Source organism: Streptomyces sp. NPDC058665 (genome assembly GCF_042714995.1).
Lineage (GTDB): Bacteria > Actinomycetota > Actinomycetes > Streptomycetales > Streptomycetaceae > Streptomyces.
Window position 1 is genome coordinate 1 of the sequence record NZ_JBHXRX010000017.1, and the last position, 21,642, is coordinate 21,642.

19 protein-coding genes and 1 pseudogene are annotated in these 21,642 nt (G+C 71.1%); 10 read left to right on the forward strand and 10 right to left on the reverse strand.

Features of this window, described 5'->3' with window-relative positions; translation table 11 throughout:
• Positions 1-252 precede the first annotated feature (252 nt).
• Positions 253-1,110 carry an aldo/keto reductase gene (locus tag ACFWV8_RS13240; protein WP_384200532.1) on the forward strand — a complete coding sequence of 286 codons (858 nt, stop codon included), beginning with the start codon at positions 253-255 and terminating at the stop codon, positions 1,108-1,110.
• A gap of 83 nt (positions 1,111-1,193) precedes the next feature.
• Here ACFWV8_RS13240 and ACFWV8_RS13245 read toward each other — a convergent pair whose 3' ends face one another.
• From ACFWV8_RS13245 to ACFWV8_RS13265, 5 genes are all read right to left on the reverse strand, one after another.
• A complete protein-coding gene (locus tag ACFWV8_RS13245; RefSeq protein ID WP_384200534.1) occupies positions 1,194-2,855 on the reverse strand; it encodes an alpha/beta hydrolase in 1,662 nt (553 codons plus the stop codon).
• 197 nt (positions 2,856-3,052) lie between these two features.
• Positions 3,053-4,003, reverse strand: a complete 951-nt coding sequence (locus ACFWV8_RS13250; protein ID WP_384200535.1) for a TIGR04222 domain-containing membrane protein — start codon at positions 4,001-4,003, stop codon at positions 3,053-3,055.
• A 6-nt stretch (positions 4,004-4,009) separates the two neighbouring features.
• Positions 4,010-5,350, reverse strand: a complete 1,341-nt coding sequence (locus ACFWV8_RS13255) for a DUF692 domain-containing protein (RefSeq protein WP_384200537.1) — start codon at positions 5,348-5,350, stop codon at positions 4,010-4,012.
• A gap of 136 nt (positions 5,351-5,486) precedes the next feature.
• Positions 5,487-6,272 (reverse strand): DUF4142 domain-containing protein, encoded by a 786-nt coding sequence (locus tag ACFWV8_RS13260; protein WP_329379859.1) that lies wholly within the window; start codon positions 6,270-6,272, stop codon positions 5,487-5,489.
• 121 nt (positions 6,273-6,393) lie between these two features.
• A complete protein-coding gene (locus ACFWV8_RS13265; protein ID WP_384200539.1) occupies positions 6,394-7,176 on the reverse strand; it encodes a peptidyl-tRNA hydrolase in 783 nt (260 codons plus the stop codon).
• Between the two features lie 71 nt (positions 7,177-7,247).
• On the opposite strand from ACFWV8_RS13265, the gene ACFWV8_RS13270 reads away from it, so the two are divergent.
• On the forward strand, positions 7,248-7,925 hold the full coding sequence (locus ACFWV8_RS13270; RefSeq protein ID WP_384200540.1) for an AIM24 family protein: 678 nt from the start codon (positions 7,248-7,250) through the stop codon (positions 7,923-7,925).
• An 81-nt stretch (positions 7,926-8,006) separates the two neighbouring features.
• On the opposite strand, the gene ACFWV8_RS13275 is transcribed toward ACFWV8_RS13270, so the two are convergent.
• Entirely contained in the window at positions 8,007-8,846 is an 840-nt protein-coding gene (locus ACFWV8_RS13275) for a polysaccharide deacetylase family protein (RefSeq protein WP_384200542.1), read from the reverse strand.
• Between the two features lie 163 nt (positions 8,847-9,009).
• On the opposite strand from ACFWV8_RS13275, the gene ACFWV8_RS13280 reads away from it, so the two are divergent.
• The 3 genes from ACFWV8_RS13280 (at position 9,010) to ACFWV8_RS13290 (ending at position 12,497) form a co-directional block, all read left to right on the forward strand.
• On the forward strand, positions 9,010-9,519 hold the full coding sequence (locus ACFWV8_RS13280) for a hypothetical protein (protein ID WP_384200544.1): 510 nt from the start codon (positions 9,010-9,012) through the stop codon (positions 9,517-9,519).
• A 124-nt stretch (positions 9,520-9,643) separates the two neighbouring features.
• Positions 9,644-11,071, forward strand: a complete 1,428-nt coding sequence (locus ACFWV8_RS13285) for a flotillin family protein (RefSeq protein WP_384200546.1) — start codon at positions 9,644-9,646, stop codon at positions 11,069-11,071.
• A 160-nt stretch (positions 11,072-11,231) separates the two neighbouring features.
• Positions 11,232-12,497 carry a S1 family peptidase gene (locus ACFWV8_RS13290; protein ID WP_384200548.1) on the forward strand — a complete coding sequence of 422 codons (1,266 nt, stop codon included), beginning with the start codon at positions 11,232-11,234 and terminating at the stop codon, positions 12,495-12,497.
• 70 nt (positions 12,498-12,567) lie between these two features.
• Here the strand turns inward: ACFWV8_RS13290 and ACFWV8_RS13295 are convergent, their stop codons facing one another.
• The 3 genes from ACFWV8_RS13295 to zapE form a co-directional block, all read right to left on the reverse strand.
• A complete protein-coding gene (locus ACFWV8_RS13295; protein ID WP_384200550.1) occupies positions 12,568-13,929 on the reverse strand; it encodes an alkaline phosphatase PhoX in 1,362 nt (453 codons plus the stop codon).
• Between the two features lie 170 nt (positions 13,930-14,099).
• The gene (locus tag ACFWV8_RS13300) at positions 14,100-14,525 is read right to left on the reverse strand and encodes an OsmC family protein (RefSeq protein ID WP_384200552.1); all 426 of its coding nucleotides are present in this window, start codon (positions 14,523-14,525) and stop codon (positions 14,100-14,102) included.
• An 82-nt stretch (positions 14,526-14,607) separates the two neighbouring features.
• A complete protein-coding gene (gene zapE / locus ACFWV8_RS13305; RefSeq protein ID WP_384200554.1) occupies positions 14,608-15,711 on the reverse strand; it encodes a cell division protein ZapE in 1,104 nt (367 codons plus the stop codon).
• Between the two features lie 548 nt (positions 15,712-16,259).
• Here zapE and ACFWV8_RS13310 point away from each other — a divergent pair.
• From ACFWV8_RS13310 to ACFWV8_RS13330, 5 genes and pseudogenes are all read left to right on the forward strand, one after another.
• A complete protein-coding gene (locus tag ACFWV8_RS13310; protein WP_384200556.1) occupies positions 16,260-17,048 on the forward strand; it encodes a pyrimidine reductase family protein in 789 nt (262 codons plus the stop codon).
• A gap of 126 nt (positions 17,049-17,174) precedes the next feature.
• A pseudogene (locus ACFWV8_RS13315) lies at positions 17,175-17,639 on the forward strand (indole-3-glycerol phosphate synthase); the annotation flags it as partial.
• 183 nt (positions 17,640-17,822) lie between these two features.
• Positions 17,823-19,223 (forward strand): UDP-N-acetylmuramate--L-alanine ligase, encoded by a 1,401-nt coding sequence (gene murC, locus ACFWV8_RS13320; RefSeq protein WP_384200558.1) that lies wholly within the window; start codon positions 17,823-17,825, stop codon positions 19,221-19,223.
• 18 nt (positions 19,224-19,241) lie between these two features.
• Positions 19,242-19,649: a peptide-methionine (R)-S-oxide reductase MsrB gene (gene msrB / locus ACFWV8_RS13325; protein WP_329379826.1), complete on the forward strand. Its 408-nt coding sequence runs from the start codon at positions 19,242-19,244 to the stop codon at positions 19,647-19,649.
• Positions 19,650-19,811: 162 nt separating this feature from the next.
• Positions 19,812-21,233: a M20/M25/M40 family metallo-hydrolase gene (locus tag ACFWV8_RS13330; protein WP_384200561.1), complete on the forward strand. Its 1,422-nt coding sequence runs from the start codon at positions 19,812-19,814 to the stop codon at positions 21,231-21,233.
• On the opposite strand, the gene ACFWV8_RS13335 is transcribed toward ACFWV8_RS13330, so the two are convergent.
• A complete protein-coding gene (locus ACFWV8_RS13335; protein WP_384200563.1) occupies positions 21,230-21,625 on the reverse strand; it encodes a VOC family protein in 396 nt (131 codons plus the stop codon). The two genes, ACFWV8_RS13330 and ACFWV8_RS13335, sit on opposite strands and share 4 nt — an antisense overlap.
• Positions 21,626-21,642: the final 17 nt, after the last annotated feature.

Sequence of the window (21,642 nt, forward strand, 5' to 3'; positions counted from 1 at the left end):
GAGTCACGAACCACCGCCACCCTGACACGGCGTCAGCAAACTAGACTCCGGAAAGGCCCTGTGACCAGGACAAATGGAGAAGTGCAACTGGAGTACTAAGCGAGACCGTTCCGCGCACCGGGCGCATTGAGAAGCCGGAGCGCTCAATGCGTTCGTTTTCTTCTATTGGACGCCCTGTCCGGGAGGGGGCGAGACTGTCCGAGGCCCGCCGGAACCGGCCGGTCGCAGCAGCGGCAAGGAGTGCGTCACACCATGAAGACTCGTCGTATCGGCACCGTCGAAGTCAGCTCCATCGGGCTGGGCGGAATGCCGATGTCGATCGAGGGACGGCCCGACGAGGCCCGTTCCGTCGCCACCATCCACGCGGCCCTGGACGCCGGCGTGACATTCATCGACACGGCGGACGCCTACCATCTGCTCGCCACCGACGTGGGCCACAACGAGTCCCTGATAGCCAAGGCGCTGTCCTCACACAGCGCGGGCGGCGAGGTCCTGGTGGCGACCAAGGGCGGTCACCTGCGGCCCGGTGACGGTTCCTGGACGCTGAACGGCTCGCCGGAGTACATCAAGCGTGCCTGCGAGGAGTCGCTGCGCAGGCTCGGGGTGGAGTCGATCGGGCTGTACCAGTTCCACCGGCCCGACCCGAAGGTGCCGTACGAGGAGTCCGTCGGCGCGCTGCGTGAGCTGCTCGACGAAGGCAAGATCCAGCAGGCCGGCATATCCAACGCCGACCCGGAGCGGATCCGCGCGGCCAACGAGATCCTGGGCGGCCGGCTCGTCTCCGTACAGAACCAGTTCTCGCCGGCGTTCCGTTCCAGCGAGCCGGAGCTCGACCTCTGTACGGAGCTGGGGATCGCGTTCCTGCCGTGGAGCCCGTTCGGCGGCATCAGGAACGCGGCCGGACTCGGCACGTCCTTCGGCGCGTTCAACCGCGTCGCCGAGGCTCACGGAGTGAGCCCGCAGCGTGTCTGCCTGGCCTGGATGCTGGCGAAGTCGCCCGTCGTGGTACCGATCCCGGGCTCCAGCCGGCCCGAGACCATCACCGACTCGGTCGGCGCCGCCGAGCTCGAACTCACGCCCGCCGAGGTGGCGGAGCTGGACGCGGCCTGATCCCCGACCGACCGACCGACGGGTAAGGCGAAGGCCCTGCCCACCGCGCATCCGCGGTGGGCAGGGCCTTCGCCTTCACGCGCTCAGAGTTGAGCGCCCGGGTTCAGCCTCCGCCGCAGCTCGGAGCGGGTCTCGTCCTCTTCCAGCGACACCGGGTTGGGCTCCGCGTGCGGTTTGCACTCCGCGTGCTCCCCCGGCGTCTTTCCGGCCAGCAGATACGCCTCCACGTGGTCGTTGACGCACGCGTTGGGGCCGCCCGCGATGCCGTGCGTGCCCGCGTCGCGCTCGGTCACCAACGCCGCACCGGACAGGCGCCGTTGCAACTCCAGCGCCCCCGGATACGGCGTCGCCGCGTCCCGCTCGGCGGCCAGGATCAGCGTCGGCGGCAGCTCACCGGGAGCGGTGCGGATGTCGACGGGCCGCTGGCGCGGGGCCGACCAGAACGCGCACGGCAGATTCATCCACGCGTTGTCCCAGGTCTCGAACGGGGCCCGCGCGGCGAGTTCCGTGTTGTCGCGGTCCCATACCTTCCAGTCCGTCGGCCACGGCGCGTCGTTGCACTCCACGGCCGTGTAGACGGCGTTGCCGTTCTCGTTGTCGACGGCCGCGGCCGGCCGCGGCGTGGCCTGGTCGAGCAGGGGCTTCGTGTTGCCCTTCAGGAACTCCGAGAGCGCCGTCGCGCGCATCGCCCAGTAGTCGTCGTAGTAGCCCGCCCCGAGCATCGTCGCGTGCAGCTCGCCGGGCCCGACCTTGCCGCCCGCCGGCTTGAGCGCGACCGACGCCCGTACGCGCTCGTAACTGCGCTGCACCTCCTCGGGCGTGACACCGAGGTGGTACGTCGCGTCGTGCTTGGCGACCCAGGCCCGGAAGTCGGCCCAGCGCTCCTCGAAGGCGAGGGACTGGTCGAGGTTGTTGCGGTACCAGATCTGTTCCGGGTCCGGGTTGACGGCCGAGTCGAAGACCATCCGGCGCACGTGGGAGGGGAAGAGCGAGGCGTAGAGCGCGCCGAAGTACGTTCCGTAGGAGGCGCCCATGAAGGTCAGCTTCTTCTCGCCGAGTGCGGCCCGCAGGACATCGAGGTCGCGGGCGTTGTTCAGCGACGTGTAGTGGCGCAGCGCGTGTCCCCCGTTGCGGGCGCAGCCCTGGGCGTACGCCTTCGCGCGGGAGATCCGCTCCCTCTTGTACGACTCCGAGGGGTGCGTCGGCGCGAGGGTGGGGGCCTTCGCGAAGTCCGCGGGCTGCTGGCAGGACAGCGGCGCGGAGCGGCCGACGCCGCGCGGGGCGTAGCCGACGACGTCGTACGCCGCCGCGATCCGCTTCCACTCGGGCAGGCCGGCCGCCAGCGGGAAGGCCATGCTGGAGGCGCCGGGGCCGCCGGGGTTGTAGACGAGGGCGCCCTGGCGCGCGACGGTCTCCACGGCCTTGCCGTCGCCGCCCGCCGCGCCCGTCTTGCCGGACGCCTTCACACGGCTGACGGTGAGCCGGATCCGCTCGCCGTCCGGCCGGGCGTAGTCGAGGGGGACCTCGACGGTGCCGCAGGTGAGGGGAGCGGGCAGCATCTCCGCCTTGGGGCACGTACGGAACGTGATTCCGGCGGCGGCGGCGCGCTTGGCGGCGACGACCGTGCCGCGCTCCTCCGACGAGGCGCCGGCGAAGTCCGCGCCGCCCGCCGGGGCGGCGGAGAGGGTGGACAGGACCAAGGAGCCGAGGGTGGCCAGGGCCCCGTACTTCGCAACTGCTCTCATCGCTTTCCCTTCAGGCGTGCCGCGGTGGGGGAAGGCGATCATCTCCGGTGCCTGAGGCAGGTAAAGGATCTGTGAGCGGTGTCGGGGCGCATGACTCCGATGCGTCATACAGTCACTCAATAGGCCCGTTCGGGGTGCGGGATCGGGCGGGGCGTGCTCCGTGCGCGGGTGCCTGCGGGGGCCCGCGGGGGTGCCGGTCAGCCCCCGCCGCCTCCCCCTCCGCAGCCTCCGCCTCCGCCACCCCCGCAGCCACCACTGCCGGAACCGCTGCCCCCGCCGCAGCCCGACCCTCCGGAGCTGCCGCAGCCCCCGCCTCCCGAGGCCCCGCAGCCGCCGGAGCCGCCCGAACTCCCGTCCGCGAAGCCCGCGCTCGCGCACCACTCCACCGTCGCGGCGGCCAGATGCGCGTCCGGCTGGAAGTCACGCCCCGGCCGCATCAGCGTCGCGACCGTCAACTGCTCCCGCAACAGCGTGTCCGGGAGCGCCGACGGCCCGTCCAGGGCGACCAGATGGGCAGGGGCGGTGATGTGCGTGTACGCCGTACGGAAGCCGGCTCGTGCCTTGATCCCGGCGGCGGTGAGCCGACGCTTGGCCAGCGCGGCGCAGAAGATCCCGGAGAAGACCCCGATGAACGCGAGCGGCAGGGTCGGGATGGCCGCCGGCGAGCCCGAGCTCACCAGCATCACGATGGTCACCGGTATGAGCAGCAGGCACAGGAGCGCCTGGGTCAGCCCCCAGTACACCCAGAGGCGGGCGTTGGCGGCCGGGATCAGCAGACCCCGCGCCGCGAGGGAGTCGCCGACGTCCTGGACGGCGCGGCTGCGCATCACCGCCAGGCGCAGCGAGTGCAGGGCGCCGTGCGGCGCGCGGGCGTGCTCCTGGAGGACGGCGTGCTCCACCGGGTCACGCGCGACATCGCTGTACACGGCGACGATGCCGGGTCCGCCGATGCCCAGCCGCCCGTCCGCGTGCATCGCGACGAGGGCGGTCTCGGCGACCCGGCCCGGACCGCCGCCGAGGAAGGCGGCGTCCATGAGGCTGTGGATCTCCTGGCTGCCGCCGCGTGAGCGCAGGCTGATCACTCCGACGATCAGCGAGACGACGGACAGGCCGATGGCTATCTGGAACATGGCCGAGAGCAGGTCCATGGCCGGTCACCGCCCCACGAGTACGGAACGGGCCACCCGCGCGATACGCGTCGCCCGCCCCGGCGGGCGCGCCCCGGCCCGGTCCCGCCACCATCGCGTCAGCTCACGCCGCGCCGCCGCGTCCTCGGGCAGGTCGGCGAAGAGCAGATGCTCGGCGAAGTCGAGCGCGTCACGCCGGTAACCGGCACGCATGGGCCGGGACTTGGCGTACGCGAGGAACGCGGCGCGATAGCCGCCCCCGAGGATCTCCGGCAATTCGGGCGCCACCTTGGCGACCACCTCGGCCCGCTTCCCGGCGAGCGCCCGGCTCTGCACCCCCAGCCGCCGCGAGTCGAACCCCTCGGGCGCGGGAGTCCCGGCGACGAGGGCGGACAACAGAGCGACCTGCGCGAGCGCCAGCCGCTCCCGAGCCCGATCCGTGGGCTGCTCTTCGGGCCCCGCCCGCTCCGAAGGGCGGGGCGTGGGGGCAACCCCCGTACCCCGCACAGCGGTTGGCCCCGGGCCCCGGAGCGTCTCGCGGATCGTCGTCAGCTCCGCGGCCAGTTTCGCCGGGGGCGGGAAGTTGTCGTCACGTTCCAAGAGGACTCCCGGCGGGGACACCCGGGAGCGCAGCTCGGCGAGGACATCGAGCACCGGGGCCGTCACCGGGTGGGCGTGGGTGTCGTGCCAGACGCCGTCGCGTTCCATGCCGCCCGCGACATGGACGTACGCGATGGCCTCCACCGGCAGTTCGTCGAGCGCCTTCGCCGGGTCCTCGCCGCGGTTGACGTGGTTGGTGTGCAGGTTCGCGACGTCGATCAGCAGGCGTACGCCCGTGCGGTCCACCAGCTCCGCCAGGAACTGGCCCTCCGTCATCTCCTCGTCCGGCCAGTTGATCAGCGCGGCGATGTTCTCCACCGCGAGCGGCACCGGCAGGGAGTCCTGCGCGATCCGTACGTTCTCGCACAGCACCCGCAGCGCGTCCTTGGTGCGGGGGACCGGCAGCAGATGGCCGGCTTGCAGAGCGGGGGAGGCGGTGAGCGGGCCGCCGGCCCGTACGAAGGCGATGTGTTCGGTGATCAGCGGCGAGCCGAGCGCCTCGGCCCGCTCAGCGAGATCGGCCAGCCGCCGGGCGTCGGGCCGCTCGGCGCCCCCCAGGCCGAGGGAGACGCCGTGCGGGACGACGGTGACCCCGCGTGCGCGGAGCCGGAGGAGCGAGTCGGGGAGATGGTCGGCGCAGACGTTCTCGGCGACGGCCTCGACCCAGTCGATACCGGGCAGCGCCTCCACCGCCGCCGCGATCTCGGGCCGCCAGCCGATGCCGATCCCCAGTTCCGCCGGGTTCCCCAGTTGTGGCGCGTGGCTCATGAATCTCCCCCTCCTCCGTGCCTCGGCGAGTGCCGGTTCAGGGGTAATGGCCCCGCCGGGCGCCGGTGAATCCAGAGAAAGGGACGTTCAGAGCATCATTTGAGGTTCCCGCCTCAGGTGGCGTACGGGGCGGGATTCACGGCGTCGCCTTGATGCTCGGCTCCGGACGGTTGGTGTTGACGGCGGTCGGCGCGCCCGGCTGCGTGGAGGGCCGGGAGGTGAAGGAGCTGTCCCCGGTCGGCGACGCGGCGGGCGGCGACGGCGGCAGGTTGCCGTTCGGCGGCGGCGGACCCGTGGGACTGGCGGTCTTGGTGCCCGCAGCCTCCCGCGCGATGCTGTCGAAGTCGACGAGCCCCGTGGCCTCCAGCATGGTGATGTGGTCGAGCACCGTCTGGTTGGCGTCGGTCGCGAGCTGCCGTATCAGGGTGTTTCTGGTCGTATGTCTGACCTCGGCTATCAGCGCGAACACCTTGCCGTGCGCGTTACGCAGAAGGTTCGCGAACTTCCGGTCGTACTCGGCACCCGTGGCCGCCGACAACTCCCTGAGCCAGCCCTGCTGCTGGTCGTTGGGCTGGTTCGGCAGCGCGACACCGAGCTTCGCCGCCACGTCGCGCGAACGGGCGTCGAGATCGGTGTGGCCGACGACGAGATGGTCACCCGCGTCCTTGATGGCCTGGCTCGGGGCACGCTCGATCGCCTGCTGCCCGGCGGGCAGCTCCCACAGCCCCGCGAGCCGCACCTTCACCAGGAAGTCGCGGTCCGTCGCCGAGAGCGGACCCCACTGGGTCGACACGCTCGACGCCGCGAGATTCGCCTCCCCCGTGCCGGACCGGTCGGCGTACGACCAGACAGGAAAGGCGAGCGCCCCGACCGTCGCGACGAGCGCCGCGATGATGAGTGCCGTGCCATTGATACGTCGCAACAAAGTGTTCTCCCGGGCCGATGTACTACCACCGCGTACCACCGCAGAATCAACCGTTCGCTGGCCGGTCGTTCAACCTACTTAGCGGTATTGGGAGATACGAATCCCGGAACGGGAGTGTTCAACGCCGCCGCGCGGGATGATCGGCGACCACCGTGCTCGACCCCGGCGCGATTTCCGTGAAACCGGCATCACGGACCAACGGCAGCCCGCTGATGGTCAGTTGACGCCAGCGCGCGGCGTCCGGAGTACGTACGGAGAGAGGGAACCCGGCCTCCTGCCACGCCTTGCGCTCCGTCTCCGACAGTTCCCACCACGCGAGCTGCGCGCCGTGGCCGGCCTGGGCCATCGCCTTGCCCGCCGACATGCCGACGTCGGGGCTGAGCCAGAGCACGGGGGCGGACAGGTCGGCGGCCGGCGGCTCCTCGGGATCGGCCAGGTCGGTGCCGGAGACCTGGAGCTTGGCCAGCTCCTTGGGCCAGCCGTCCAGCGGGACCGGCGGGAAGACCCGTACCTCCGCGTACGGGGCGAAGGCGGCGCCCTCGGCCGGCTCGGCCGCGCCCTCGGGGCCCGTGTCCTCGGGGCCGGTCACCGTGATCCCCGGCAGCTGCGACGCCTTGCGCCACTCCGAGCCGCGCGCCCTGCGCACCACCTTGCGGATCCGGGCGTCCTGCCAGTCCCGCATCGCCCGCGCCCACTCGCCGTCCCCGTTCGACCGCTCGTCGGCGAGCATGACGAGTACGGCGCGGGCGGCGGCCTCCAGCGCGTCGGTACGGGTCGGCGGCGCGGCCCTCTCGATCCGTACCACCAGCGGCAGGACGAACTGCGGGGCCTCGTCGCGCGCTGTCAGCTCATGCCGGAACGGGCTGTCGGCCGCGCCGCCGGAGGTGTTGTCGATGCTCACGTGGCAAGTGTGCCAGCCCCGGCTCGCCGTTCTGTTGGCGGAACCGTCGCCTCCGGGTGACCATGCTCGACATGAAAAGCGATCTCTTTGCCAGCGAGAACATGGCGCAACAGGCCACGACCCCCGGGATGAGCCTCCAGAACGCCAAATCCGTCAAATACGCCGTCAACGGTGAGATGCACGCCCGTCAGGGGTCGATGATCGCCTTCCGGGGCAATCTCCAGTTCGAACGCAAGGGCCAGGGCATCGGCGGAATGCTCAAGCGCGCCGTCACCGGCGAGGGGCTGCCGCTGATGGCCGTCAAGGGCCAGGGCGAGGCGTGGTTCGCGCACGAGGCGAACAACTGCTTCATCGTCGACATCGACCAGGGCGACGCGCTCACCGTCAACGGCCGCAACGTCCTCTGTTTCGACTCCACCCTCTCCTACGAGATCAAGACGGTGAAGGGCGCCGGCATGACCGGCGGCGGTCTCTTCAACAGCCTCTTCACCGGCTACGGGAAGCTCGCCGTCATCTGCGAGGGCACCCCCATCGTCATCCCCGTCACCGCTCAGGCGCCGGTGTACGTCGACACGGACGCCGTCGTCGGCTGGAGCGCCCAGCTGAGCACCTCGCTGCACCGCTCACAGTCCGTCGGCTCGATGATCCGCGGCGGTTCCGGCGAGGCCGTCCAACTGATGCTCCAGGGCGAGGGTTTCGTCATCGTCCGGCCGAGCGAGCTGACGCCGCCGAAGACGTCCGGAAGCTGACCGAACGCCTGGAGCCGCGAGGAGTGGGCCGCCGCCACGGTGCCGGCGGCCCCGGCGGCGGGGCCCGACCGCGCCAGCCCTTCAGCCCTTCATCAGTTCCGACACCTTGACGAAGCGGTAGCCGCGCTCGCGCAGCGCCGGGACGATCATCCGGACCGCCTCGTCCGTCACCGGTGCCGCGCTCGTTGTGCAGTGCATGACCACCAGGGAGCCCGGCCGTACCTCGGCGAGTACCTGTTCCGCCACCGCGTCCGCGTCCGTGGCGAAGGCGTCGCCGCTGACGACGTCCCACTGGACCGCCGTCAGGCCCGCCGGCGCCAGGGTCCGCAGCGCCGACTGGTCGTAACAGCCGCCGGGAAAGCGGAAGTACGGCACCACCTGGCGCACCCCCGCCTCACGGAACGCGCGGAAGGCCCGCTCCACGTCGGCGGCCATGTCTTTCTTCCGAAGCACCGGCAGCCCGTGGCAGTTGGCCGTGAAGGAGTGGTGGCTGTACGAGTGGTTCGCGACCTCGAACAGGGGGTCCGAGCCGATCTCTCTTGCCTGGAACGGGTACTCCTCCGCCCACCGGCCCGTCATGAAGATCGTCGAGGGCACTTCGAGGCGGCGCAGCGACGAGATCAGGGTCGGGTTGTCGAAGCGCTCGCCGCGGGCCGCGCGGGCGCCCTGGTCGGCCGTCATGTCGGCGTCGAAGGTGAGCGCGACGGTCTTGGCGGCCGTACTGGCACGAGTCTTGCCCGGGGGGTCCGCGGCGCGGAGGAAGACCGGCGTGGTCGCCGGGCGTTCCGGCCCGGCCGGCTGGTGCGTCGTGGGTCTGGCCGACGGGGCGGGGGCCAGCCGCGTATCGGTGTCGCCGGCGCATCCCGCGATGACGGTTCCCAGCAGGGCGAGGGGCAATAGTCTCGGTGCATATGTGGGCATAAAGGAAAAATATAGGACTAAATGTTCATCCTGCGGTTTCGGCACTCGAAGATTGCCGGAACCGGGCAGTGCTCTGCCGTGACGGACCGTGAGAAAATTCTTCTCCCATTCAAGGGTTCAGGGGTTCGAGGGGGACCGGCGGAAGCCGGGGGAGGGGCGACCCATGGATGTGTTTCTCGGTCTCGGTATCGCGGGCGTTGTCCTGCTCGCCGTGGCGCTGATCTTCGACGGGATCTTCGAGGGCCTGTTCGGCGGAGTGCTCGACGGTCTGTTCGCGGGCCTGCTGTCGCTGCCCGTCGTCGCGGGATTCGTCGCGATGCTGGGGTTCGGCGGCGCGATCGTGCTCGGTACGACCGACCTCGGGGTCGGCCCCGCCATCGCAGCGGGCGCCGTCGCCGGTGCCGTCACCGGCTGGCTGGCCTGGAAACTCAGCCGGGTGCTGATGCGCGAGCAGACCGATGCCACGCCACGGGGAGCGGATCTCCTCGGCACGTCGGGGTCCGTGGTCACGGCCATCCCGGCCGACGGCTACGGCGAGGTGATGCTCCGGGTGGCGGGCCAGCCGGTGAAGTTCGCCGCGAAGAGCACGGTGCCGCTGGCGCGGGGCGCCGAGGTCTGGGTGGAGTCGACGCTGTCGTCCACCTCGGTCGGCGTCCGCCCCGTCGAGCGCTGATCCCCACCGCCGGAACATCGAAGCGCAGAAGCGCAAAAGCGCCGAAATACCGAACCACCGCTCAGCTGTGGGCGTCCCCCATGTGCGACGCCGACAGCTCGTACGTCAACAGGGGGGCACCCATATGAGTCCAGTGATCATCGCGGTGGCGGGAGTCGTCGTACTTCTCGTCCTGCTCGCTCTCGTCGTCATCACCCGCTACAAGGTCGCGGGCCCCAGCGAGGCCTTCATCATCACCGGCCGCCGGGGCAAGTCGTCCACCGACCCGGTCACCGGCCGGGTCAGCACCGACAACAGCGGCCAGAAGGTCGTGGTGGGCGGCGGCGTCTTCGTCGTCCCCTTCGTCCAGCAGAAGTTCACGCTCGACCTGTCCAGCAGGCACATCCCGGTCGCCGTACGGGGCGCGGTGACCCTGCGCGGCGTCAAGGCACATCTCGAAGGCGTCGCCATCGTCAAGGTCGGCGGCAACGAGGACGCCATCCGCGCCGCCGCCCAGCGCTTCCTGCGGCAGCAGAAGGGCATCGTCGGCTTCACCCAGGAAGTGCTCTCCGGTGCGCTGCGCGCCATCGTCGGCCGGATGGCCGTCGAGGACATCATCCGCGACCGCGCCGCCTTCGCCGGACAGGTCGCCGAGGAGGCCGAGGCGAGCCTGTCCGGGCAGGGCCTGATCCTGGACGCCTTCCAGATCCAGGACATCACCACCGAGGGCTCGTACCTGGAGGACCTGGGCCGGCCCGAGGCCGCCCGCGCCCGCCAGGAGGCGGACATCGCCGAGGCGATCGCCAAGCGGGCCTCCGAGCAGGCCAGGCTCAAGGCCGCCGAGGAGATCGCGGTGGCCGAGCGGACCTTCTATCTGAAGCAGGCCGAGATCAAGGTCGAGACCGAGGCGGCCAAGGCCAAGGCCAACGCGGCGGGACCGCTCGCCGAGGCCGCGCGCCAGCAGGAAGTCCTCGGCGAGCAGGAGAAGGTGGCGCAGCGTCAGGCAGCACTGACGGACCGTCAGCTCGACACCAAGGTGCGTAAGCCGGCCGACGCCGCCCGCTACCAGGCCGAGCAGGAGGCGGAGGCCCGCAGGATCGCGCTGGTCAAGGAGGCCGAGGCGGACGCCGAGCGGTCGCGGCTCACCGGTGAGGGCGAGAAGCTGCGCCGTGCGGCGCTGGCCGAGGCCGTACGGATCGAGGGTGAGGCGGAGGCCGACGCCATCGCGGCGCGCGGTACGGCCGAGGCCGGGGCGATGCAGAAGAAGGCGGACGCGTATCGGCAGTACGGCGACGCGGCCGTGCTCCAGATGCTCGTCGAGGTGCTGCCCTCCGTCGTGGGCAAGGCGGCCGAGCCGCTGAGCGCCGTGGACAAGCTGACGGTCATCTCCACGGACGGCGCGAGCCAGCTCTCGCGTACGGTCACCGACAACGTCGCGCAGGGTATGGAACTGCTCACGTCGACCACCGGCGTCGACATCGCCGCACTCCTCAAGAACCTCTCGGAGCGTACGAGTTCGGCGGAGCCGGTCGAGGCGTCTGAGAACAACAAGAAGATCGAGATCAGCGGCTGATCAGTCGTCAGTTCGTGGCGGGTGAGGGGCCGGCCGGACCGCTGTCCGGTCGGCCCCTCACGTGTTCACCGCCGATCGTCTGTCGCGCCCGTTGAACGCAACTCCCGTACCGCCCGTATCAAGGGGTCGGACTCCGTAATCCCCCACAGGAGGCGACGAGTTGAGTCACAGGCGAATATCCAAGAGCAAGGCCGCACTCGCGGGAGCCGGGGCGGTGGGTGTCGCGGCTGCGGCCATCCTGCTGCCGAACGCCAACGCGTCACAGTCCGGCACGGACGACGGCGCGGGCGGCGGCTCCGGGCAGAACGTGCGAACGGTCAGCGCCGCTTCGGCGCCGGAACTCGTCGCGCGGCTGTCCTCACAGCTCGGCGACGAGTACGCGGGGGCGTACTACGACGCGCAGAAGAAGCAGGTCGTGGTGAATGTCGCGGACGGCGGCGACAGCGAAGGCGACTCGACCGCGCGGGTGCGCGACGCCGGTGCCGTGGCGAGAAGCGTCGAGAACAGCATGGGCGAACTCCGGTCCGCCACAGGCACGTTGAGCCGGGACGCCACCATCCCCGGTACCGCGTGGGCCGTTGACCCCCGGACCAACCAGATCCTGGTCACCGCCGACACGACGGTCACCGGTGAGCGCTGGGACACGCTGGAGTCGACCGTGGCCTCGCTGGGCGACGGTATGGCCCGTATCCAGAAGTCGGCGGGCGAGTTCAAACCGTTCCTGGAGGGCGGCGACGCCATCTTCGGCGGCGGGGCCCGCTGTTCGCTCGGCTTCAACGTCCTTACGCAGGACGGCACCCCCGGGTTCCTCACCGCCGGGCACTGCGGTGTCGCGGCCGAGCAGTGGTCCGAGGAGCAGAACGGCGCGGCCGTCGGTACGGTCCAGGCCGCGACGTTCCCCGGCGACGGGGACTTCGCGCTCGTGACGTACGACGACCCGGCCACCGCCGCGCCCAGCGAGGTGGACCTCGGCGACGGGCAGACCCTGCCGATCGGGCAGGCGGGCGAGGCCGCGGTGGGCCTGGAGGTCGTCCGGATGGGCAGCACCACCGGGCTCGCCGACGGTTCGGTCACCGGGCTGGGCGCCACCGTGAACTACGCGGAGGGCTCGGTCAGCGGTCTCATCCAGACCAACGTCTGCGCGGAGCCCGGCGACAGCGGCGGCCCCCTGTTCACGGCGGACGGCACGGCGATCGGCCTGACGTCGGGCGGCAGCGGCGACTGCACGTCGGGCGGCGAGACGTTCTTCCAGCCGGTCTCGACGGCGCTGGCCGCAGTGGGCGCGGAGATCGGCGCGGGCGGCGCAGGTGACGCCGGTGGTGCCGCCGAGGACGGCGGGGCCGGGGCCGGCGACGGCAGTGGCGTCGATGACGGCAGTGGCGTCGGCGTCGGCGACAACGGCCTGGAGGCCGGGCGCGACCACTGACCGGGCTGAACCCCGGTCGGTCGCCGGACGGGCCACGAACGGCCCGTCCGGCGACCTTCAAGACAGGGTCCTAGCGCCAGGGTCCCGTGATCGCGAACGTCGTACCCGGCGTGTAGCAGTTCACGTACATCGTCCCGCCGTCCGGTGCGAACGTGACCCCCGCGAACTCACCCCACTCCGGCTCCTCGGGCGTCCCGATGTTCTCCGCCCCGCGCGCCATCTCGTAGAGCTCGCCGCCGCGCGTCAGCCCGTACACATGCTGCGCGCCACCGCCGTCCTCACACACCATCAGGCCGCCGCTGGGCGCGAGGCAGATGTTGTCCGGGGATTCGCCGGGCAGCTGGATGTCGGTGTCCGGGCCGAAGGCGATCACCAGTGTGAGCCGACGCCGATGCGGCTCGTACTTCCACACCTGACCGAAGTGGTCGGCCGCCGAGCCCTCCGCGCTCTTCGCGAAGCTCGACACGAAGTAGACGGACCGGTCGCCCCAGTAGCAGCCCTCCAGCTTCTGGGCGTGCGTGATGCCCTTCTTGCCGAAGTCCTGGAGCCGGATGGGCGTCTCCTTCGCCTGCGGGTCCGGGACCGGCACCCACTCGATACGGTCGAAGGCCGTGCCCGGCTCCTGGACGGCCGACAGGTCGGGTACGCCGGGGACGCGCATGGCCTCCAGCGTGCCGCCCGCGCGCAGCGAGCCCTGGCCGCCGAGGGGCTTGTCGGGCAGGAAGCGGTAGAAGAGCCCGAAGGGCCTGTCGAACGCGTCCTCCGTCTCGTACACGACGCCCTCACGCGGGTCGATCGCGATCGCCTCGTGCTGGAAGCGGCCCATCGCCTTCAGCGGTACGGCTCCGCTGCGGTGCGGATCGGCGCCGTCGACCTCGAAGATGAAGCCGTGGTCCTTGGTGTAGCCGTTGGTGCCGGCCTTGTCCTCGGTCTCCTCGCAGGTCAGCCAGGTGCCCCAAGGGGTGGGCCCGCCCGCGCAGTTGACGGCGGTGCCGGCGATGGCGACGCGTTCGCCGATTACGTGGTTCCGCCCGTCGAGTTCGAGCGCCGTACAGCCGCCCTTGCCCATCGGGTCGTAGGTCAGGCCGTCGACGGTCGGTACGCCGATCTTGCCGTCGGCGCGGTTCTCGTGGTTACGGACCAGATGGACGCGGCCTCGCCGGCCGGCGAAGGCGGCCATACCGTCGGGATTGCTGGGGACTTCGCCCTCGCCCGAACGGAGCGCGTCGCCCGTTCTGGACAGGACGCGGTAGCGGAAACCCTTCGGCAGATCCAGCAGGCCGTCGGGGTCGGGGACGAGCGGGCCGTAGCCGCTGCGTCCCACTTCCTGTGCGACAGCGGTGCCGGCGAACAACTCCGACACCGCTCCGGTGAATGCGATTCCCGCCACCGATGCTCCGGTGGCCAGAACCTGACGTCGTGTTGCGGACATAGAAGGCAACTCCCTGTTGGCGGACAGAGACGTGACCCGCACGGTGTATCACGGGTGTCGTGCACACGTGAACTGTGCGGGCCACTGGGCCTGATGTGTCCTGAGAGATCAGCTGATCAGAGGAGACCCGCTGATCGCAGGTGACGTGCTGATCGGAGGAGCCTTGCTGCTCAGGCGAGCGAAGCGGTGAGCGTGATGCTCGTGCCCGCGAGCGCCTGGCTGACCGGGCAGTTGGCCTTCGCGTCCTCGGCGGCCTTGACGAAGTCCGCCTCGTCGATCCCCTCGACCTCACCCCGCACCGTGATGTGGATGCCGGTGATGCCGGTGCCGGGCACCAGGGTGACGTCGGCCTGGGTGTTCAGCTTGGTCGGCGGGGTGCCGGCCTTGGCGAGACCGTTGGACAGGGCCATCGAGAAGCAGCTGGAGTGAGCGGCGGCGATCAGCTCCTCCGGGCTGGTCTTGCCGTTCGCCTGCTCGGCGCGGGAGGCCCAGGAAACCGGCTGGTCGGCGATGCCGGAGGAGTCGAAGGTGACGACGCCACTGCCCTTGAGGAGGTCGCCTTCCCAGACGGTGTGTGCCTGGCGCGTGGTAGCCATGGTGATGGGAACCCTTCTGTATCGGGCACGCGGGAGCTGATCGAACGCACCTCACGCACCGCACTTCGTTACGGCTCCGAACTTACTCGGCGATCACGCTCTTCGCGTCGCGTGCCAGGGCGGTGAGACGGGAGATCGCGCGGAAGTACTTCTTCCGGTAGCCGCCGTTCAACATCTCTTCGCCGAACAGCCGGTCGAAGGGCAGCCCGGAGGCGAGAACCGGTATCTCCCGGTCGTACAGCCGGTCGGCCAGGACGACGAGACGCAGCGCCGTCGACTGGTCGGGCACCGGGCCCACGTCGGTGAAGCAGGCCAGCCGCAGCCCCTCCGTCAGCGCGCCGTAGCGGCTGGGGTGGACGGTGGCGAGGTGGGCGAGGAGAGCGGGGAAGTCGTCCAGGCTGGCGGCGCCGGCCCCGGTCGAGCGTGCGGTCGCGTGGGCGGCGCGTGTCACCTGCTCGGTGGTGAGCGGGGCGGGCGCCTCGGGCAGTCCCCGGTGCCGGTAGTCGTCGCCGTCGATACGCAGGGGGCGGAAGCGCGCGGAGAGCCCCTGGATCTCCCGCATGAAGTCCGCGGCGGCGAAGCGGCCCTCGCCGAGCTTGCCGGGCAGGGTGTTGGAGGTGGCGGCGAGCGCCACGCCCGCTTCGACGAGTCGGCTCAGCAGGCTCGATACGAGGACGGTGTCGCCCGGGTCGTCCAGCTCGAACTCGTCGATGCAGAGCAGCCGGTGGCCGCCGAGGGTCCGTACGGTCTGCTGGAAACCGAGCGCGCCGACGAGGTTCGTCAGCTCCACGAAGGTGCCGAACGCCTTTTCCTCGGGGGCGGCCGGGGTGGCGTGCCAGAGGGAGGCGAGGAGGTGGGTCTTGCCGACGCCGTAACCGCCGTCGAGGTACACGCCGCGCGGGCCGGTGGCTGCCTGGGGCCTCCGGCCGAACCAGCGCCGTTTGCCCTCCTGGCCCCTGCCGTGGCCGAGCCCGGCGGCGAACGCGCTCAGGACGGTGACGGCCTCGGCCTGGCCGGGCCGGCCCGGGTCGGGGACGTACGTCGCGAACCGCACGGAGTCGAAGCGCGGCGGCGGCACCAGCTCGGCGACCAGCCGCCCGGCATCGACCCGCGGCTCCCGCGCGCACAGCGAGACGGGCCCGCTCACGGGAGCGGCGGACACCGGTTCGGCGGAGGAGGCTGACACGGTCCCCAACTGTAAGCGCTACGCCGACGGTGCCCTCGCCCTGCCGGGCGTGGGCGTCCTCAATCGCCGGACGGGCTGGTGGGGCGCGGGCACCAAACGGCCGCCCGGCTCGTGGGGAACGGGGCGGGCGGGTGTGCCCCTGCGGTGGTGGCGGGTGTCCTCAATCGCCGGACGGGCTGAGGTGGTCGGCTGTTCGGGGATCCGATCGCCGGAGCGGGGTTGTCCTCAAACGCCGGACGGGCTGAAGACTCCCGCCCGGCCGGGGGGCCCACGGGGCGGCCGGGCCGGACCGTCTGTCGGCGTGGGCGGACGCGGCCAGCCGGTTCGCCCGCCACGTGCGGGCAGCAGCACACTCAGCCCGTCCGGCGTTTGAGGACCCCCGCACGGGAGGTGGCCCGGCAGGGCGTGCCTGCCGCGCCCGGTGGCGTGCGCGGGCAGCGCACCCTGCCCGTCCGGCGGTTGAGGACAGAACACCCCGCCCCCGACCGGCGCGCGCGGGGCGTGGAGCCCTGTGACTGTGTGCGACCTCGCGTGTCAGACTGCTGCGCATGCGACGTCTCTTCCCCGTCACCGATCCGACCGCATCCGCCCCCACCCCCGTGGACCGCGACTGGACGCTGGACGAGCTCGCCGAGGCGTACGCGTACCCAACCCCGACCACCGACTCCCCCCGCTGGCTGCGCGCCAACATGGTTTCCACGCTCGACGGCGCCGCCCAGCACGACGGGCGCTCGCAGGGGATCTCGTCCGACGCCGACATGCGGATCTTCGGCACCCTGCGAGGGCTGGCCGATGTCGTACTCGTCGGTGCGGAAACGGTTCGCCTGGAGGGCTACCGTCCCGCCCGCGCACGCGACGCGTTCGCCGAGCGGCGCGCCGCCGCCGGGCAGACGGCCGCGCCCGCGATCGCCGTCGTCACCGCGAGCCTGAATCTCGACTTCTCGCTCCCCCTCTTCACCTCGCCCCTCGTCCAGACCCTGGTCCTGACCGGCGCCGCCGCGTCCCCCGACCGGATCCGCGACGCGGAGAAAGCGGGCGTGCGCGTGCTGATCGCCGGGGACGGGCCCGGCGTCGACGCGGACAGGGCGGTCGGGGCCCTGGCGGACATGGGACTCGTACGGCAGCTCGCGGAGGGCGGACCCCGGCTGCTCGGCCAGTTCGTGGCGGCCGACGTACTGGACGAGCTCTGCCTGACGGTCGCGCCCCTGCTCACGGTGGGCAGTGCCCAGCGCATCACCGGCGGGCCGGATCTCGCGGACCCCGAGCGCTTCGACCTTGCGGCGGTATTGGAGGAGTCCGGGTTCCTTTTCACCCGATACCGTCGGATCCGACATTGAGCGGAATTCTCCGTTCCGGTTAGCCCCCGCTGGGCACACTTACTCACGCAGACCCCGTGCGGACACGGGGAAGGATGGTTTACGCAGTGGGCCGCAGCGGCCCCTGAACGACGAAGGGCGCCTGTCGTGTTCACAAGCGTATTGATGATCGAGAAGGCCCTGTCGTCCGTGGACGTCGAATTCGTCACCACCCTCCACGGCGACGAGGAGGTCCGCTTCATCGTGCTCATGCAGCCCCGCGGCGACCAGGTCGACGCACTGCTGCGCGCCATCGACGACGTCGCGTTCGGCGAGCTGGGGGAGGCCGGCCGCGAAGGCGACGTACTGGAGGGCGCCGAGGCGCGCGAGCCCGCCGAGATGGCGCTGGCGCACTCCCTGGCCGCCCTGAGAGCGGCGGGCCGGCAGGCCAACGGCGTGGTGGTCGAGAAGCACCCGCTCGACCACCTCAAGTCGGTCGTGGAGGAGGCGGCGGCCGACGAGGTGATCGTGCTGACCGCGCCGCACTACGTGGAGGAGTTCTTCCACCGGGACTGGACATCGCGCGCACGTCACAAGGTCGGTGTGCCGGTGCTCAAACTCTTCGCGCACAGCGCGGAGGACGACACCGGGAACGGTACGCGGAACGGCGACAGCGCCCGGGGCAGGACCGAAGGGGAGACCAACGGGGCGGACCGGAGCGAATAGGCTGGGAGAGCGTCGACGGCACCCGGCCGGCGGCCCGCGAAAGCGCACAGCTCTCACCGCACCCGCACCGCACCACCTGGGAGAACACGTATGGCACCCGGTATCCCCACCGCCATGGAACGGCCGCACTTCATCGGCATCGGCGGCGCCGGAATGTCGGGTATCGCCAAGATCCTCACCCAGCGCGGTGCGAAGGTCGCGGGCAGTGACTCGAAGGAGTCCGGCACCGCCGAGGCCCTGCGTGCCCTCGGCGCCACGGTCCACATCGGCCACGCGGCGGAGCATCTCGCCGACGACGCCTCGTGCGTGGTCGTCTCCAGCGCGATCAGGGCGGACAACCCGGAGCTGGTGCGGGCCGCCGAGCTGTCCGTCCCGGTCGTACACCGTTCCGACGCGCTCGCCGCCCTGATGGGCGGCGGCCTGCGGTCCATCGCCGTCGCCGGTACGCACGGCAAGACGACGACGACCTCCATGCTGGCCGTCGCCCTCACGGAGCTGGGCCTCGACCCGTCGTACGCCATCGGCGGCGACCTGGAGGGGCCCGGTACCAACGCCCGGCACGGCGCGGGCGACATCTTCGTCGCCGAGGCGGATGAAAGCGACCGCAGCTTCCAGAAGTACGACCCCGAGGTCGCGATCGTCCTCAACGTCGAGCTTGACCACCACGCCAACTACGCGTCCATGGACGAGATCTACGAGTCCTTCGAGACGTTCGTCGGCAAGATCGCCCCCGGCGGCACGCTGGTCGTCGCCGCCGACCAGCCGGGCGCGGTCGAGCTGACCGCGAAGGTGCGCGACCGGGCCTCGCTCAAGGTCGTGACGTACGGCGAGGCGGCGGACGCCGACGTACGCGTCCACAAGGTCACCCCGCGCGGTCTGACCAGCGAGGTCACCGTCGTCCTGGCCGGCCGCTTCCTCACCTTCACGGTCTCGGTCCCCGGCCGCCACTACGCGCACAACGCCGTGGCCGCCCTCGCGGCAGGCGTCGCGCTCGGCGTCCCCGCGCACAACCTCGCCTCCGCGCTCGGCAAGTACACCGGCGTCAAGCGCCGCCTCCAGCTCAAGGGCGAGGCGAACGGCGTGCAGGTCATCGACTCGTACGCCCACCACCCCACCGAGATGACCGCCGACCTGGAGGCGATGCGCGCCGCCGCCGAACCCGGCTCCCGGCTGCTCGTCGTCTTCCAGCCGCACCTCTTCTCGCGTACGCAGGAGCTCGGTACGGAGATGGGCCAGGCGCTCGCGCTGGCCGACGCGTCGGTGGTACTCGACATCTATCCGGCCCGCGAGGACCCGATCCCCGGCATCACGAGCGCGCTGATCATCGAGGCGGCGGAGCGCGCGGGCGCCGACGTCAGGGCCGTGCACGACAAGGGCGCGGTGGCCGGGACCGTGGCGGGAATGGCGGGGCCCGGGGATCTCGTTCTCACCATGGGGGCCGGGGATGTCACGGACCTCGGTCCGGAGATTCTGGCCCGGCTGCCCCACTGAGGAGCGAGAGAGGAAGCCATGGCGTACGACATCGACAAGCCCGACGAGCAGTGGCGCGAGGAACTGTCCCCGGCCGAGTACAGGGTGCTGCGCGAGGCCGGCACGGAGCCCGCCTTCGTCGGTGAGTACACGGACACCAAGACGGAGGGCGTCTACTCCTGTCGCGCGTGCGGCGCGGAGCTGTTCCGCTCCGGCACGAAGTTCGAGTCCCACTGCGGCTGGCCGTCCTTCTACGACCCGAAGGACACCGACGCGGTCGAGCTCATCGAGGACCGCTCGATGGGCATGGTCCGCACGGAGGTCCGCTGCTCCCGCTGCGGCTCGCACCTGGGCCACGTCTTCGAGGGCGAGGGCTACGCCACACCGACGGACCAGCGGTACTGCATCAACTCGATCTCCCTGCGACTGACTCCCGACGGGGCCTGACCGCGATTCCGTAAGGGCCTTTCCACAAGGCCCTTACGGAGCTTTCCGCCGTGCGGCGTTCCCTTCCGCGCCGGCTGGCCCTTCACGAGCCGTGGGCTTGTGTGGAAGTTGTCCTGTCCATGACGATGAGGCGCCGGTTCATCGTTCTGGAAAGGAATTTCCATGTCTGAGCAGCCCGCTGGAATGCCGCGCAGAAGGACCGTACTGACGTCGGCCGCCGCCGTTACCGCCGCCACAGCCGTACCGCTGACCGCCGCCGGTCAGGCCGCCGCCGCGCCCAGCGACGGGGGACGCCCGGTCACCGCGCAGGCGCCCGACCGGGAACTGCGCACGTTGCTCAAGGAGATCGACGCCGACCGTATCGAGGCGACCGTGCGGCGGCTCGCCGCGTTCGGGACCCGGCACACGCTGTCCGTCCAGGACGACCCCGAGCGTGGGATCGGCGCCGCGCGGGACTGGATCCTGGCCGAGATGAAGAAGTACGCGGCGGTGTCCGGTGGCCGGATGACCGCCGAGCTCCAGTCGTACATCCAGGAGCCCGCGTCGCGGATCCCGGTGGCTACGCGGATCACCAACGTCGTTGCCACACTGCGTGGTTCGGTCGATCCCGACCGGGTGTACGTCGTCGCCGGCCACTACGACTCGCGGGTCAGCGACGTCATGGACGCGACCAGCGACGCGCCCGGCGCCGACGACGACGCGTCCGGTGTCGCGCTCGTGATGGAGCTGGCGCGGGTGCTGGCGAAGCGGCGGCCGGCGGCGACGATCGTGTTCGTCGCGGTCGCCGGCGAGGAGCAGGGCTTGTACGGATCGGGGTACGCCGCACGGCAGTTCAAGGCGGCGGGCGCCGATGTCCAGGGCATGTTCACCAACGACATCATCGGCAGCTCGCGCGCCGACGACGGCACCCGCGACCCGTACACGGTGCGGCTGTTCACCGAGGGTGTGCCGACGTCCGAGACCCCGGCGCAGGCCAACACCCGCCGCTCGGTGGGCGGCGAGAACGACTCGGCGACCCGGCAGCTCGCTCGCTTCGTCAGCGACGTGGGGTCCAACGACGCGACGGGCATGAACGTACGCGTGGTCTACCGGCGCGACCGCTATCTGCGGGGCGGCGACCACATCCCGTTCCTCGAACAGGGCTATCCGGCGGCCCGGTTCACCGAACCCGCCGAGGACTTCGCGCACCAGCACCAGGACGTACGGGTCGAGGACGGCAAGCAGTACGGCGACCTGCCCGAGTTCTGCGACTTCGACTACATCGCGCGTGTGACTCGGGTGAACGGCGCGGTGCTGTGGACCCTGGCGCAGGCACCCGGCACACCGCGCGAGGCGCGGATCGTCACGAGCAACCTCACCAACGACACCGAGCTGAAATGGGAGTTGGGCACGGAGCCGGACCTGGCCGGCTACGAGGTGGTGTGGCGCGAGACGACGGACTCCGAGTGGACGCACGTGATCAAGGTCGGTCTTGTGACCACGCACACGGTGGACCTGTCCAAGGACAACGTCTTCTTCGGCGTCCGAGCGGTCAACCACAACGGCAAACGCAGCCCGGTCGCCTTCCCGTTGCCGGGCAACTAGGCCCTGTCCGGAGCCGGCTGGAGGAGGTCCCAGCGGTTGCCGTACAAGTCCTCGAAGACCGACACCGTGCCGTAAGGCTCGTGCCGGGGGTCCTCCAGGAAGCGCACCCCCGCCGCCGTCATCCGGGCGTGGTCCCGCGCGAAGTCGTCCGTGTGCAGGAAGAAGCCGACCCGGCCGCCGGTCTGCGCGCCGACGCTCGCCCGCTGGGCGTCGTCGGCCGCGCGGGCCAGCAGGAGCGCCCCGGCGCCGCCGCGCGGCCGTACGACGACCCAGCGGGAGCCGTCGCCCCGGTCGGTGTCCTCCACCAGCTCGAAGCCGAGGGATCCGGTGTAGAAGGCGATGGCCTCGTCGTAGTCGCGGACGACGAGGGTGACCAGGGCGATATGAGGCATGGCGGGAAGGTTATACG